We start from the raw sequence: 16,954 nt of genomic DNA on the forward strand, positions 1-16,954 counted from the left end.
ATCACCATGGGTACATCGGAGCGCGCGTCGTTATTTGCGTCGTCGACCTCGTAGACCGTGCCGCGATTGCCGCTGCGCGACGGGTCGGTGACGACGAAGACGTAATAGGCCTCCGTCGGCATGTCGGTGGGCACGGTGAAGGTGCGCTCGACATCGTAGCTTTCGCCCGCGCCCAGCGTCTCGCCGTGCCGGATCGTGCCGATGAAGCGGTCGGAGCGGATATCGAGCAGTGCGTCGCGGCTGAGATAGACCAGATCGTCCCATCCCGCCTGCTGGAAGGGGATCGGGCCGCCCTGATTGGTCACCGTGTAGCTGACGGTGAAGTCCTGCCCGCGCACGGCGCGCTCGCTGGCATCCATTTGCGTGACCACCAGATCGGGCGCCACATAGGGGCCGATCTCGACCGCCTCGAAGGTGGTGTTGTTACCCTCGCCCTGGAATTCGCGCACCACCCCGGTGGAGCTGCCGTTGAGCCCGGGGAGCCGGTCGGAAATCGTCGAATGCGAGCGTGAGCTGTCGGACAGGTCGGCATCGGCCACGGCGAGGATGTGGAAATCGCCTTCGATCTCGAAGGGCAGGGTGACCGTCACCGTGGAGGTATAGCTTTCGCCCGGATCCAGCGCACCGACATGAAGGTTCGCCGCCCGTACTTCGCGCGTGCCTTCCTCGCGGCGCAGCAGGAAATCGCCCACGTCGAGCGAGCTGTCGAGCGACAGGTAGACACGGTCGGTCCAGGAGGTTTCGCGCGTCGCCCGGTTGCCGACATTGGTGACCTCGAAGGAAATATCGATGGTCTGGCCCGCATGCAGATCGTCGGGAATGTCGAGCGCGGTGACCTGTAGGTCGGGTTCGCGATAGGTGACGTCGAATGTGCCCTGAAGCATCGCGCCTTCCGGATGCTCGAAGGCGTTGCGACGATAGAGGGAGCCGCCGGAGGAGATATTGCCGCCCTCGATCGGCCAGGGGCGCCGGTGCTCTTCCAGTTCAATCCCGGTATTGGTGAAGACATAGACGTAGTAAGGCCCGTCGATGCCAGGTGGCAGCGTGCCCTCGACCGTGCGGCTGTAGCTCTCGCCGCCGGCCAGACCGGCGGCATTGGAGATGGTCAGGGTCTTGAGCTGCGTGGCGCGGTTGCGGATGAAGGTCGGATCCGCCGAAATCCAGACCTCGTCGCGCCAGTATTGCGTGCCGTCCCAGATCGCGTCTTCGCTGTCGTTCAGGACAGTATAGGTGAATTCCACTTTTTCGCCGGAGAAGGCCTCTTCCGGCGGCACGATTTCCACGACGCGCAGGTTGGGCTCCTGCGACTCGATCCGGGTGGTGGCCACCGCCGCGTTGTCGTCGGGGTTGGAATCGCCGGGTTGTCCCGCAATGGCATGGATATAGGCCGCGTCGACCCCCGGCGGCAGGAGGAAATCCTGCGTGACGGTGACGCTGCCGCCGATGCCGATCGTGTCGAGATCGAAACGTCCGAGGTTCCAGCTTTCCTGACCGGGTGCGCTGAGGCTGGGCGAGGTCGTCAGCACAAGCTGCACAGAGCCGCCGCGCGCTTCCTTGTCGCCGGTATTGCCCAGCGTATAGGTCACCGAGAAGGCGTTTTCGCCCTCGACGCCGGAGATCGCCTCGGGTGTGACCGCGTCGATTGCGATATTGAGGTCGGGGCGGGTCAGATCCGGCGGATCGCCGATTATGCTGAACACGGGCGGCTGGCCGATCACCTCGCCGCCACCGGCCTTGTAGTTGTTGGAGTTGAGCTCGGTCGGATCGTCCTCGTTGACGTTGACGGCGAGCGTGTCTTCCAGAAGCGTGCCGTAGGGATCGACCCAGGGCGTCAGGTAGTAATTGCCCGAGCGCACGGAATCGGGCAGCTGCACCGTCACCGTGCGGTCGTAGCCATCGCCGACATCGAGCACGCCTTCGCTGTATTGCAGCGTATCGAGCAGAATGTCGCCCTGCCCGGGATGCGGACGGTTCTTGTCGACGGTCAGCCAGATCTGTTCCGCCCAGGCGCCCAGATTGGTGGCGCCGGCGCCGCGGTTCGTAACCGTATAGGTCAGGGTGACCTGATTGCCCTCGAAGGCCTGCGTCGGCGCGACCACATCGTGCACGACGAGATCGGCGAAGGGGATCGGCTCCACATAGATCTTCTGAACGCCGAGATTGTTGCCGTCGTTCGGCCATTCCTCGACCGCGTCGCCGCTGTCGGTGTTCACCAGCAGATAGACGTCGCCGCGGAAGCGCATCGGGATCTGGAAGAATGCCTCCTGGCTGAGATATTCCTCGCCGGTATCGAGTGCGGCCTCGTTGGAGAAGCTGCCCAGGCGGATGTCGTCGAAGCTGATCTTGTCGTCGAGCGACAGATAGACGCTGTCGGTCCAGTTTGGCACATCGGTGGCCACCGGCCCCTGGTTGATCACCGTCCAGCGCACCGAGCCGGTGCCGCCGGCGGTGAAACTGTCGGAGGTCTGAAAGCCCGAGATCTGAAGATCGGGACGCGGCAGCCGCGACACGAGAATCTGCGTATCGGCGGCGGATTCGTTGTCGTCCTCGTCGTTGTGCTCGTAAACGTCATTGCCGAAATCGGTGATGACGATCAGGTCGTAACGGTCGTTGGTCTCGGTCGGCAGGATGATCTGCTCGCGCCGCGTATAGGTGGTGTTGGCCTGAAGCGGCCCGTCATAGCTGTAGCTGCCGATGGTGATGTCGTTGCCAGACCCGTCGGATTTGCGCAGCACCAGCCGGTCGGTCCAGGGGCCCTCGGCGGTGCCGGTGCCGGCATTGCGCACCGTCCAGGTGACATCGATGGGCGACCCTTCGGGCGCCGTTTCGGGCGCGGTGATGGCGGTCACCACCAGGTTCGGCGGTGGCGTCAGCGTGACCTCGACCGCGTTCGAGACGCCGTTGTTCTTCTCGTCGGTATAGACGAACTCGTAGGGCGCAGCGAAGCGGTTGGTGTTGGTGCCGCCGGGTACGTCGACGAAGAAGTAGGCGGGCCCCCCCCAGCCGTCTGGCAGACGGACCAGCGCCTCGCGGGAATATTCCGCATCCGGAGCAAGAAAGCCCAGATGTTCGAAGCGCCCGACCAGCTCGCGGTCGGTGCCGTCGGGATTGTCGGCGATATAGACCAGATCGGTCCAGTTGCTGGTTTGTGTAAGGCCGATGCCCTCGTTCTTCACCCGCCAGCTCAGCCGCACCGAGTCGCCCGAATTGGCGGTTTCCGGCGCCGTGACCTCCTGCATGACCAGATCGGCGTAGGGGATCGGTGCCACGTCGAAAAAGCCTTCGAGCGCCAGCCGGTTATCGGCTTCCTGGCCGTTCTCGAAAACCCCTTCTTCGGAATCCGTGATGACGTAGAGCGTGAAGCGCCCGTTCAGAGCCGCCGGCAGATAGAAGCTCTCGCTGCGGCTGTACTCGCCATCCTTGTCGAGCCCACCGGTATGCTCGAACCGCGCCAGCTCGATATCGTCGCTGTTGCCAATCTCGTCATCGGTCGAAATCACGATACGGTCGGTCCAGCTGTCGGTGATACCGCGTCCGGTGCCGGTATTGCGCACCGTCCAGTCCACGGTGACGAAGCCGGGATCGTCCACTGTCAGGTTCGGTGCCGAGACCGATGTCACCTCGAGATCGGCATAGGGCGCCAGCGCCACGTTCAGCGCCGTGGCGCCGGTGTTGTCGTCCTCGTGACCCGGCTCGGACACGGTGTTTTCGCGGTCCGCGCCGACCAGGATGAACCAGGCGCCCGAGACCGAGATCGGCAGGGCAACGTCGGCAAAGGCCGCCGCCGTGTCGCCATCGGCGAGCGGTGCGGTCTGAGCGTAATCTCCGAGGAAAATGTCCTGCGGGTCGATCTCGGAGTCGCGGCTGAGCCAGATACCGTCCGACCAGTCGAGCCGGGCCGGGCCGGTGCCGGTGTTCTCGACCTCCCAGCTCACCCGCAGCGTGTCGCCGGATTGCGGGCTGGTTTCGTCGAGCGTGACCGTGCCGATCACCAGGTTCGGATGCCGCAGGCTGAGCGCCGCGCCCTCGCCGGAATTGTTGTCCTCGCGACCGCCCTCGAATACCTCGCCGGCGGAATCGGCACGCAGCTCAAAACGATATTCGCCTTCGCCGACATCCGGCACAGTGACATCGACCGTGACCTCGTAACTTTCGCCCGATGCGAGGTCGAAGGGCCGTTCGGTTTGGACCAGCCGCTGGCCGGAGCCGAGCCCCGGCCCGGTCAGATAGAGCGAATCCGTCCACGGCGCCCGCGCCGTCGCTTCGCCGTCGTTGCGCACCACATAGGTGACCTCGACGGTCTCGCCGGGCACCAGCGAGGTCGGTCCATCGACGGAAGTAACGCGCAGATCGGCGGAGGGGGCGGCGGCGAGGCCGAAGGTCTTGGCCGAGACGCGGATATTGTTGCCGGTCTCGCCGCGTTCATAAACCATGCCGTCGGCATTGGTCTCCACGATGATGTGGAAATCGCCGACATAGCCCGGCGGCAGCAGGAAGCTCGCCGAGCGCGAATAGCTCGCATCGACCGCCAGCGCGCTGTCGCGGAAGAATTCGCCCAGCAGGAAATCGCTACCATCGATGCTCTCGTCGGCAGAGAGATACACCCGGTCAACCCATCCGCCGGCGGTGGCGCCGATCGGGTTCGGGCCGAAATTGGCGACGCGCCAGGCGACGTCGATTTCCTCGTTGGCGAGATAGGATCCGTCCGGCGAGACCAGCGCCTGAACGCCCAGATCGGAATAGGGCGAGGATAGTGTGACCTGCCGGTGATCGGTGTTGTTGCCGCGGCTGTCGGGCTCAAGCACCGCCGCATCCGCATCGGTCACAACGAGGATATGCACATCGCCCTCGATGCCGATGGGCAGCGTCACATCGGTGGAGACCGTGTATTCGCCGTCGATATCGAGCGCGCCGGTATGCGTGACAGTCGTCACCAGCGTGTCGGTCTCGTCGAACACGGCGTCCTGCGAGACATAGACCCGGTCGACCCAGGCGGCGGCCTCGGTCGCCACCGCGCCCTCGTTCACCACCTTCCACGAGATCGTGCCGCTTTCGCCTCCCCGCGGTTCGGCAGGCACACCGGTGATGGTCGCCACCAGATCGGCATAGGGTCGCGAGATGGAGGTGACGTCGAGCCGTGCGTCGTTGTTGTTTTCGGCCTGGCTGACCGAGAGCCCGTCGCGGGCTTCGTGCAGCGTCGTGCGGAAACTGCTGTCGCGGTTTGTCCAGACGGTGACGCGCAGCTCTCCGACGCCCGCCGCGCCATGCGGCAGATCGAAGGCCATGCTGCGCGTGGCATCTTCGCCCGATGCGATGCGCAGCCCCTCGGTGGCGACAGCCACGTCATGCAGGATCTGACCGGTCGTCAAATTGCGGATCTGCACCCGGTCGTACCAGTCACCCGGCGTTGCCGCCGCGCCTTCGTTGGCCACCGTCCAATTCACCGTGAGCGTGCCGCCCGCTGCGGGCTCTGTCTCGTCCACGGTGATCTCGGAAACCACGAGATCCGGCCCGGACGCGATCTGCGTTACGCTCTCGTTGTTGCTTTCGCCGGTATCCTCGTCATTGGCCTCGGGCAGCTCGCCGAGCGCGTCCAGCACCAGGCGGAAATCGTAGAGCCCGGTGCCGTCGAGCCCGTCGGGCCAGCCGAATTCGAAACTGCGGTCGCGGGTGCCGTCTGCCGCCAGCGGCTCCTCATCGGTGGTGCGCAGATCCTGGCTCAGGACGACGCGGTTTGTGTTGCGGTTGGTCACGATCAGACGTTCGGTCCAGACGCCCGAGGCGGCTTTGCCGCCGTCATTTGCCAGCGTGTAGCCCAACGTGACCGTATCGCCCGCTTCCCATCCCGACGCGGGCGTGACCGTGACGTCGCGCGCCACCAGATCGGGGCTCGCCGCCAGCACGATCTCCGTCTCGAGGCTGACATCGTTGTTTACCTCGGCGTCGCCTGCGTCGTTGAGCTCCTCGACATTGTTGTTCACGTCGACGCGCAGCGTCACCGTGATCGCGCCCACCGCCTGCGATCCTGCGGGCAGTTGCAGATTGGCGGTGCGGGTGATCGCGTCGCCGGCGGCGATACTGCCGCTTTCGCCCGCATCGTAGGGCACCACAAGATCGGAAAGGATCGCGCCGTCCTCGGCTCGGCGGATGGTGATCCGGCTGGTGAAATCGCCGGTCACCGGAAGATCGCCGGTATTGGTGAGCGTCCATTGCAGCGGCATCGTACCGCCGCTTTCCAGCGGATCCTCGGTCGTCACCACGAAATCGCTGGGCACCAGATCGGCGGCGGGCACATCCTCGAGCGTGAGCGAGACCGGCTCGCGCAGGGGGTTGGCGAAGACGTTGAAGCTGAAATCCCGGCTGTCGGGCGCCCCGAGATTGCCTTCTAGCAGCAGGATATAGCGGCCCGTATGCGGCATGGTCCGGGTATCGACGTCGCGAGCGTAGTCGCTGAACACCTGATTGCCGAAGGGATCGATCAGGCGCCACCAGCTGTTGAAATCGACATTGCTGCCGAAATCGAAGAACAGCCGGTCGCCCTCGCTGGCATCGAAGCTGTAGGCCCGCGTCTCGCTGCCCGGCGCGAGCTGGTCGGAGACCGCGGTGCCCAGCGTCAGCGGCGCGGCCTCCGCAAGATCGAGCACCGAAAAGCTGTAATCCCCGGTGGCCCCGTTCAGCGGTGTCACCGTCAGGGTATAATCGCCCGGAATCAGATCGAAGAGTGGCGCGGAGCCGGGATTGTTGGCGGCATCGCTATTGGTGAAGCGCCGTTCTGCCACCTTACCGCGCGGCCCGCTGAGGCTCCATTGGAAATTGCCGTTATAGGGCGTCTGCACATCGACAAGGATGCGTTTGGCCTCGCTCAGCGAGAAGGTGTAGCTCGCGGTCTGTCCCGGAAGATCGACGGAGCCTTCGACCGTGGTGTCGAATTCCAGCGCGGTGGCGGATCCGGTGAGCGGAACCAGGCGGAAGGAATGGGTCTGCTCCTCGCTCTGGGTCACGATGCCTTCGATGATCAGGTAGTGCGTGCCGGCGATGCTTACCGAAAGCGTGGTGATGTCGGAGCGCAGATTGGTCGTACTGCCGACAAGCTGGCCGAAGCTGTCGACGATCTTCCAGCGGCCCTGTAGCGTGCCTTCGAGGAAATCGAGATAGAAGCTGTCGCCTGCTTCGCCATCGAACATAAAGATCTGGGTGCTGTTGCCGGGATCGAATGTCAGGTCGGTCTGTTCCGAGAGGGTCAGCTCTTCGGCAGAGGCGAGCGTGCGGACCGCGAAGGAGAAGGCGCCGGTATCGAGATCCTTGCCGTCGATCCGGACGGTGTAGCTGCCTGCCGGCAGCGACAGCACCGCTGCATCGCTGCGATAGGTGGAATCGACGGCGTTGAGGTCGCGCGTGTAGATCTGCCCCTGCGGGCCGTCGAGCGTCAGCGTCAGCCGGTTTGAATTCGTCAGCGTGTCGAGCAGGATCTGCGTGTCGTTGTCGAGCGTGAAGGTGAAGTCCTGACGGTCGCCGGGGGCCTCGATCTCGCCGCTCACCACGGTGTCGAGTGTCATGGCCGTGGTGCCGGTGCCGGGTTCGCGCAGGGTCACGGCGTAGTCCACCGGTTCGCCGATTCCGGTGCGGCCCTCGATCAGCAGCAGATAGCGGCCGGCGACCGAGAGACCGGTGGTTTCGTAATCCGCCTCGGTGCGGTTGCGCTGGGAGATGACGCTGCCATTGGGCGCCACCAGTTTCCAGTAGGAATCGGGTCCGCTGACCGCGACGGTCTCGAGCAGGGCGCGGGTATCGCCGCCGGCCCAGTCGAAGGCATAGATCGCCGTGCTGTTGCCGGGATCAAGCCTGTCTTCGACGGTCTCTCCCGTCTCGAGCAGGGTCGGTGCTGTCGCGTCGCGCAGCGCCAGGGCATAGCTGCCGACCGAGGCGCCGCCCGTGTAGACATTGAGCGTGTAGGTGCCGGCGGGCAGGTCGGCCAGCGGGCTCGTGGTGAAGTCGTAGGAATCGGTCTGGGTGAACCGCCGTGCACCGAGACTGACGGGACCGTCCAGGCTCCAGAAGAGATCGCCATTGTCGGTCATCGCATCGAAAACGATGCGCGCCGGTTCCGAGAGTACGATCCGGTAGCGGTCGACCGATGCGCCGTCGGTCAGCTCGCCTTCGAGCATATCGCCCGGTGCGGCACTGAGCGCGGAGCTGGCCGCCGCCGTCGAGATGGCGACATTGTCCACCGTCATTCCCATGACCGTCGTGGTGCCGTTGCGCGCCTGTATCGCGACGCGGCGGTCGTCGAGATCGAGCCCGCCGACAAAGAAATCCTCGATCAGCGTGGTTTCGGTGCCGTCGGTGGTGAGCCTGACGGTCACCGTCGCGCCACCCGACGCACGCGCCATGCTGAGCGACAGCTTTCCGGGGGTCGAGATCAGGTCGGCCAGCCCGAGCCCGATTTCGCTGAACGGCACTTCGATCAGTTCGGAGCCGAAATGCAGCGACAGATGCGGGACCGCGCCGTCGCCGCCGTCCTGATACATGTCGATCACCGCGCCGAAGACGTTCGGCGCGTTGGGTTCGAGCCCCAGGAAATCCACCGAGCCACCGGCGCCGTAGGTGCCCGTCGGAAGCAGAAGCAGCGAAAAACCGTTGCCCGGCTCGCCGGAAGCGGGCGCGGTCAAGTCGTAGTCGAAGGACACCGCATAGCTCTCGGCGCGGCCCTCGCGGGTGGCGGAGAAGGCAATCGAGCTTTGGTCATTGGCCGACAGCACGTCGAGCAGGTTGAGAACCGCCGCGCCACCGCCCTGCGAGACCTCGGTCGGAGCGCTGCCGCCGTGATTGATCAGCACATGTCCGATCGAGGAGCCGGTTCCGAATTCCTCCAGCGTGTCTCCGATGGCCGGCGGATAGGCCGGGCTCACCAGCTCGAAGCGATAGCCGTTTTCGGTCTCGCCGTCCGAGACCGCGCCTTCGAGCAGCAGGTCGTAGCTTCCGGCATCGGGCAGGACAAAGCCGCTCTCGTCGCCCATGCGGCGGAAGCCGTAAACCTGGTTGCCGGAGGCATCGAGCAGCCGCCAGCCGGTATTGCTGGCGGGCCGTTCGATGGAGTCGAAATCGAAGCGCTGATGGCGGGTGCCGTCGATGCGGAACACCCGTGTGCCGAGCCCGCTGCTTGGCAGGTTGCCGAAGGTCTCGTCGTTGAAGAAGGCCTCGGTGGCGTTGTCGAGGTCGATCACCCGGAAATCAAAGGCGCCGGTCAGCGCGCCATTGCCCCAGATCGACAGCACATAGCTGCCTTCGCCCAGCAACAACGCCGGGTTGTCGGCAAAGCGGTTGCCGTCGGAATTGGCGAAATTCCGGTCGGTGACCACGTCGCCCTGCGGACCCGTCAGCGACCAGTGCAGCGCGCTGTTGTAGACGAGGCTGTCCATCACCATGCGCTTGGGGTCGCTCACATCGAAGGCGAAGCGGCGCACCTGGCCGGGCGTGTCGATATCCGCCGTCTGTACGATGTCGAAGGTCAGCTCCGCGGGATCTTCGTCGGCGATCTCGAAGACCGCGATCTCATAGGCGGAGCGGCTGCCAGGCGCGATCTCGCCCTCGACGAGGAAGGTCCAGGTGCCGTCATAGGGCAGCGACACCGTCCGGTCGCCGGGGTTCTCGTAGAGATGCACGCGCCCGAACGGGTCGATCAGCCGCCAGTCCATGCGGCCCTGCTCGGAGAGGTTTTGCAGGAAGACCTCCGCCTCGCCCGCGACATCGAACCGGTAGGCATGGGTCCGGTTGGCGGGGCGCAACTCGCCCGACACCGCCGTGCCCGGCGTCAGCTCTGTCGCCGCCGCGAGATCGAGCAGCGCGAAGTTGAAGGCGCCGGTGGTGTTGCCGTCTCCCTTGATCCGCAGCGTATAATCGCCGGGGCCCAGCGTCAGAACGGGATTGCCGCTGTTATCGGCCTGATAGAGGTTCCGGCTGACGATCAGCCCAGACGGCCCACGCAGTTCGTATTGCAGGCCGGCGGAGGGGTAGAGGCTGTCGAGATAGAGCCGGGTCTCCGCGTCCAGCGTGAAGGTATAGTCGTACTGCTTGCCGACCGTGTCGATGATGCCGGTCACGCCCTGGGGCAGCAGATGCATCAGGCTTGCGGTCAGCCCGGCGCCGCTCGCCTCCGGCGTGGTGCGGTCGCCGGCGACCTCGTCGAGTGGCAGGTAGAGCTCCAGATCGGCCTCGTCGCCGGAGAGCGCCGCCTCATAGCTCTCGGCGATCTGCGCCTCGCTGCGCGCGGTCGACCACAGGCGGATGTCGTCCACCGCGCCGTCGAACAGACCGTAGCTGTTACTGATCTCGCGTGTCCAGCCGATGAGCAGATCGCCGTCGCTGGCCTTGGCGACAGAGGTCGCCATCGCTTCGGTGGCGAGGAGCGCGCCGTTCAGATAGATGCGCTGCTCGCCCGCGGCGCGGTCGAAGACTGAGGCGACATGGAACCAGTCGCCCGTCTGCACGGCCCCGGCGCTGGTCTGGATGCTGTCGCGGCCGCCGGCATCGCGGTCGGTGGAGGAATAGATCGAGCCGTTGCTGTGCAGCCAGAGATCGTAGGTGCGGGTGCCGTCATCGCCGGTCTTGGACAGCAGCGGTGTCCAGGTGTTGTGGAGGCGCTCGACCCGGAACCAGCCCTCCAGCGTCAGATTGCCGGTGAGGTCGAGCGCCGGATCGTCGGCAACGACCAGATGTTCGGCGCCCCGCAACCGCACCGCCTGTCCGATCGGGCTTTCGACTGCCATCGGATCGCCGCCGGGATTGTCGCCGCCGGGCGTGATCGGCACGGTCTCGGTACTGATCCGGTGGACCTGGAAACTGTAGGCGATGTCCTGCTGCGGCTGCTGGTTGCGGTTCGATTCAAGCACTAGCGTGTAGCGCCCGGTGAACTGCATCGTCGTGGCGCCGATATCCGATGCGCTGCTCGGTCCGTAGACGAGCTGTCCGAACGGATCGAAGAGCCGCCAGCCCGCGCCTCCCGCGCCGTTCTCAATGCTGGCGAGATCGACGAGGATCTGGTCGCCTGCCTCGACGTCGAAGGCGAAGGCTGCCGAGGCGCGCCCGGCGGGGATCGCGCCTTCGACGGCGGTGCCGTCGGTGGAGACAGGCTCTGCCTCGGCGAAGTCGAGCAGCCGCAGCGCATAGGCGGCCTTAACCCCGGCATTGGCGCGCACGGTCAGCGTATACTCGCCGGCGGGCGCCTCGAAGCTGTAATTGCCGCCCGTCGAGCTGTGCCCGGTGTCGTCGAGCTCGCGGGTGATGCTGACCCCGCCGGGGCCCAGAAGCTCGGCGCGGATATCGCTGCGGTCGCCCAGTGTGTCCCAGTAGAGGCGCTTTGCCTCGTCCAGGGTGAAGCTGTAGACATGCACCTCGCCCGCGGCTTCGAGCCGGCCCTTGAACAGCCCCGCCAGCGGCTCGGTCAGATCGACCACGGTGCCGGCGAGATCGTTGCCGCTGGCATCGGCCAGCGTATCTGCGCCCGCCTCTTCGGTCATCGGCAGGTCGACGACCGGCGCGGCGGAGATCTCGTCGCCCTCGAACAGCGCTAGCGCGTCGTCGTCGCTCAGCGCAGTGTCGTATAGGGTGAAGCCGCCCATGGCGCCTTCGAACGCCTCGCCGCTGTTCGGCCCGCCGCCCAGCCGCAACGGCGAACTGGCCTCGACGCTGTCCTGATCGCGCAGCGCCGTCGTCGCGACGCGGGTTCCGTTGACATAGAGCCGAAGCTCGTCATTGCCGCGATCCACCACACCGGTCACATGGTTCCAGGTCTCGGGCACGATCTGCCCGGCCGGGGAGTTCACGGTGATCTGGCCAGAGCTGTCCGCCGATGTCAGATGCAGATAGCCCGCCGCGTTCAGCCAGAGCGTATATTGCCGGTCGCGCGCATCGTCGCTGTCGCTGTGATAGACCAGCGGCTGCCATGTGCGCTGCGGCACATCCGCCTTGACCCAGAGCGAGAAGGACACATCGCCGGTGATATTCACCGCCGGGTCGTCGATCTGCACCTGCTCGAACCCGGTGAAGCCCTGGGCGGTCGCGCCATCCGGGCCATCGGTGTTCAGAAGACCGCCATAGGCGCCTGCGGCGTCCGCATCTGCGTCGAAGCTGCGGGTGACCGCCGGTTGCAGGATAAAGCTGTAGTCGGTCTCGCCGGTGTCGCCTTCATAGATCCGGCCCTCGATCAGCAGCGTGTAGGTGCCGCTGCGCTTGAGCGTGTAGGGCCCTGCATCCTGAAAGCTGCTGCGGGTGATCTCCTGGTTGCCGGAGGGGTCGATCAGCCGCCAATAGACCGTCTGGTTGTTGCCGCTGAGGCGCAGCCGGTCGAGGACGAGGCTGTCGCCGGCCGTGCCGTCGAAGTGGAAAACATCGGTCTCGCGTTTGGGGTTGAGCGTGCCCTCGACAATCTCGCCCAGGCCGATATCGGTGCCCGCCGCCAGATCGCGCAGCGTGAAATCATAGGCGCCGGTGGTCGCGCCGTCGGCAAAGACCGTGACGGTGTAGCTGCCTGCTGCCGCGGCGATGGCCGGGTTGCCGGTGCCGAAATCGACGCTGTCCGCATCGCGCAGTCGGTAGAGCCGGTCGAGCCCCTCCGGCCCCTCGATACGCAGGCGCATGGCGTAATTGTTGGTGAAGCTGTCGAGATAGAGCAGCGCGTCGTCGTCCAGCTCGAACGTATAGACATGCTGCTGACCGGCGCGGGTGATCTCGCCCGCGATGTCGGTCCCGGGCGTCAGGGCCTGGGGATCGGGATCTTGCGGATCGAGCAGGGTGAACCCGTAGGTGACGGTATTGTCCGGGTTTTCGTAGATCCGGCCTTCGATCAGCAGCGTATAGGTGCCGGCCAGATCGAGCGTGCGCCCGCCCGATCCTTCGAGCCGCGTCGGCCCGGCGATGACCTCGCCCAGCGGGTCGATCAGGCGGTAGGACGCGTTATAGCCGCCGCCCGCATTGGCCACATCGGCAAAGGAAATCACCTGGCCCGCTTCGACGGTGAAGCGATAGATATCCGTTTCGGTGCCCGGTTCCAGCGTGCCGGACACCGCTTCGCCAAGCGCGATCTCGCTGCCGCCGGCGGCGTCGAGTACGCGCAGACTGTAGGTCGGACGATTATAGAAATCGTCGCTGCGGATGGTGAAACGGTACTGCCCGGCGGCCAGCCGCAGGAGGGGGTTGAGACCGGTATCGAAACCGTCCACCCCGTTCAGGTGCAGCGAGCGCGAAAAGCCATTCGGTCCACGGATGTCGAGAAATCCGTCATCCGAGCGCGCCAGGCCGTCGAGCACGATGTCGGTGGTTTCGTCGAGCGTCAGAACATAGGTGTCGGTGCCGTGCACCGTGCCGATCTGCCCCTCTATCGTGTCGCCCAGGGTGAGCGTTTCGGTGTTGTGCTCGACCTCGGTGATCGTGAAACCGAAGGGCAGGGTCGCGACCGTCTCGTAGGGATCGCCCTCGAAGAGCAGGGTGTAGGTGCCGTCCTGAAGAATATCCAGCGCCGGCGCGTTCCGCAGCCCCTGCGGGCCGAAGATCTCGCGGTTCCACGGGTCGAGCACGCGCAAGACGGGCTGGTAGCGGACACCGCCGAGGCTGCTGTCGCTGAAGCTGAGCTGCTGGCCGGCGCTGGCCTCGAAGGTGAAGACCTGTGTCTGCCGCGCCGGGTCGAGCGTGCCGGTGACGGCGGTGCCGATTTCGATCTCGGTGTTTTCGCTCAGGTCGAGCACCCGGAACCCGTAGGTGCCCGTCGTGTCGCCGAAATGCGCGATATCGATCTGATAGGTGCCCGCTGGCAGGTCGAAGGTGACCGCTTCGAAGGCGTTGTCGCCATTCAGCCGGTAAAGCGGGCGGTTCTCGATCTCGATGCCGCGCGGTCCGAACAGGCTCAGGAAGGGCAGGTTGGTGTTGTCGCCGAGCGCGTCGAAATAGACCGTCGCGGCTGAGTCGAGCGTGAAGACATAGCTGTCCTCCTCGCCGGCCTGCGCGATATTGCCCTCCACCGCCGCCCCCAGAGCGATCTTCGTGCCGCTCGGGCTGGCCACGGTGGAGGTGCGCAGATGGTTCAGCACGAAGCTGTGAGAGATCGACTCGGAATTGGCGTTGTAGGGAAAGCCCTCGACCATGAGCGTGTAGCTGCCGGCCACCCGCAGGGTGATCTCGCCCCGGTCGGCGAACTGGTCGTTGGCAAAGATCTCGCGGCCGAACGGATCGATCAGGCGGCCATAGGCCGAGCGCCTGTCGTCGGTAAAGGAGATGACATCGCCGCCCTCGGCATCAAAGCGGTAGATCTGTGTCGCGCTGCCGGGGCTGAGTACGGCGGTGACCTCGTCGCCATAGCCGATCTCTGTGGCCTCGCCGATGTCGGCGAGGCGGAAGCTGTAATCGCCGGTGGCGGCGGCGCGGCCCGAGACCACGAGCCGGTAGTCGCCGGGGGGCAGCATGAGGATGGCGTTGGCGACATTATAGGAATCGGACGCGCTGAAACTGCGGGCATCGACCTCGATCCCGCGCGGGCCGAGCAGCATCCATTCGATATCGCTGCGTCCGCTCGACACGGAGTCGAAATAGAGCTTGGTCGCCGCATCCAGCGTGAAGCTGTGGCTGTCGGCCTCGCCGATGGCCTCAAGTGTGCCCTCGACCAGCTCGCCGATGGTCAGGCTAAGGGTCTGGGTACTGGGTGGCACGAGCACGAACTCGTAATCGCGCGGTCCGAAATTCGCGATATGACCTTCGACGATCACCGTGTAGCGGCCAGCGATCTCTGGCAGCTCGATATCGGCGCCGTCGCCGGTGCTGGGGGCGAAGATCCGATTACCGTCGGGGTCGTAGACGCTGAAATAGACGCCGGAGCCGAGCTTGCTCAGCACCAGCGCTTCACCCCCCTCTGCGTCGAAGCGGTAAAGATGCGCCTCGGTGGCATGGCCTGACAGTGTTGTGGCGTCGAACCCGTTGCCGGAGCGGTCCTCGGCGCCCTCGGGCGCCGTAGCGTCGAAGCCCAGCGACAATTGCAGCCCCTCGGCAGAGGCGACGACCTGATCGTAGCCGCCCGCAATCTCCTCGGCGGTCCGTGCGTGATCCCAAAGCCGCAGCTCGTCCACCGCCCCCTGAAAGCGGTAGCCCTCGGAATTGCCGCCGATCATGAAGGGATCCGCGGTATGGTTGATGGTGCCGGAATAGGCCTGCTCGGCCGCGAGCTCGCCATTCACGTAGAGCTTGATCGATGCGCCGTCATATGTCGCTGCGACATGGCTCCAGACGCCCAGCTGAAGATCCGCGCTCACCTGGCTGCTGGAGTTGAACCAGTCGTTCAGAAAGAACGCGACCCCGCTGTTGGTCATGTGGAAGCCGTAGCCGTCGTTCAGCGCGCCGGCGGTGGTCTTGCCGGCGATGAAATCGTACCAGTCCTCGGCATCCGGGCGCAGCCAAAGCTCCAGCGTGAGCGTCTCGGGTGTCAGCGCCTCGTCGTCGGCGATCTCCATGATCGGTGTCGACAGCGAGAACTGCTGCGCTTTTCCGGGCGAGGGGAGGTCGGCCCCGGAGTCAATCCGCGTACCGAAAATTCCGGTGCCCTGATCGCCGAGCGTTCCGGCAACCGGATCCGCCAGATCTATCGCCTGCGCGGCGTCAATCGGCAGAAGCTGAAAGCCGTAGGTTCCGATATCGTCATCGCCGCCGCCGACGGTCAGCGTGTAGTCGCCCGCGGTCAGTTCGAGCAGGCCCGGCGCGTTGCCGCCATCTGCACGGTTGAGCTGGATATCGCTGCGCACGGTGCCGCGCGGACCGGTCAGCGAATAGGAGACGGGCGTGTCGGTGAGCGCGTCGAGATAGACCGCGGTGTCGGTGTCGACCGAAAAGGTCAGCGCGTGTTTCTGCCCTGGCTGGCTCAACACGCCGCGCACCGTCTCGCCGATCTCGATGCCGCGGGTCTCGTCGACCACCTGCGCGATCATGAACGAATAGTCGAGATCCGTGCCGTTCGAGACGCGGCCCTCTAGCATCAGGGTATAGGTGCCGGTTTTGGGTGCGGCAAAGCGCGTGACATCGCTGAAGGTGCTGAAGCTCTGCGGCCCGAAAACGGTCGCCCCATCGGGATCGACCAACTGCCAGGTCGCCGATCCCGCGCTCTGGCTGCGGGCATCGAAGAAGAGCTCGGTGCCGGCGGTTACGTCGAACTGGAAGAGGTCGGTCTCGCGCCCGTCCTGTTCCAGCGTTCCGGCGATGACGGTGTCGGTCTGGACCGGTTCGGCATTTTCGATGTTGAGCAGCCGGAAAGCGTATTCGCCCTGCGCGTCGCCTTCGCCGTCGATGGCGAGCGTGTAGCTGCCGGCGTCGAGCGCGATGATCTCGCCGCCCGAAGCACCGTCACTGTTGCCGAGATCGGTGGGCGCGACGATCTGGCCGCCGATCCCCTCCAGGGACCATTGCAGATCGTAGCGTTCGGTCAGCGTGTCGAAGAGGATGCTGCGCTCTTCGGCGAGTTCGAATGTGTAGAAATCCGTCTCGCCCGGAACCTCGATTTCGCCGGCGACGGGAATAAGGTCCGCCGAGAGCAGCAGCCGGGGCTCGAGCATTTCGACGTGAAGGCCGCGGCTCAGAATGCTTTCGCCCCGCAATATGCTCTTGGCGTTGCGCGGTCGGCCCCGTCCGCCGCCCGAGCGCCCTTCGGCGTCAAGCAGCCTCCTGGAATGGAGCTCCTCCAATTTTTTCATCTGCTCCCCCTCTCCTGGGGGCCGAAATGGCCTTGAAGTAACGACGACTTGAAAACGAATCCGCTTGATCGATATTTTGAAGACTAAGATGACCCGACGGCAGAAGGGAACATTTTTATGAGAATCAGCTCTTTCGCTTGTCTATGCACCTCCCGTCACCCCCAGCATCTTGTGTCTTCTTTTCCCTGGGCAGCGGTATTTGTCGTGTTACTTTCGTCATCCGTGTGCTCACA

Annotated in this window: 1 protein-coding gene (running past one end of the window); it reads right to left on the bottom strand. The window is 65.1% G+C overall.

Features of this window, described 5'->3' with window-relative positions; translation table 11 throughout:
* A protein-coding gene (locus I6N89_RS16610; protein ID WP_207019555.1) for a putative Ig domain-containing protein crosses the window boundary here: on the bottom strand, positions 1–16,721 show its start. Its footprint begins 22,732 nt before the window's first position; 16,721 of the gene's 39,453 nt are visible here — the first part of the coding sequence; the start codon lies at positions 16,719–16,721; its stop codon lies beyond the left edge, outside the window.
* Positions 16,722–16,954: the final 233 nt, after the last annotated feature.

Origin of the sequence: Salipiger abyssi (genome assembly GCF_017311415.1) — a bacterium.
Taxonomy (GTDB): domain Bacteria; phylum Pseudomonadota; class Alphaproteobacteria; order Rhodobacterales; family Rhodobacteraceae; genus Salipiger; species Salipiger abyssi_A.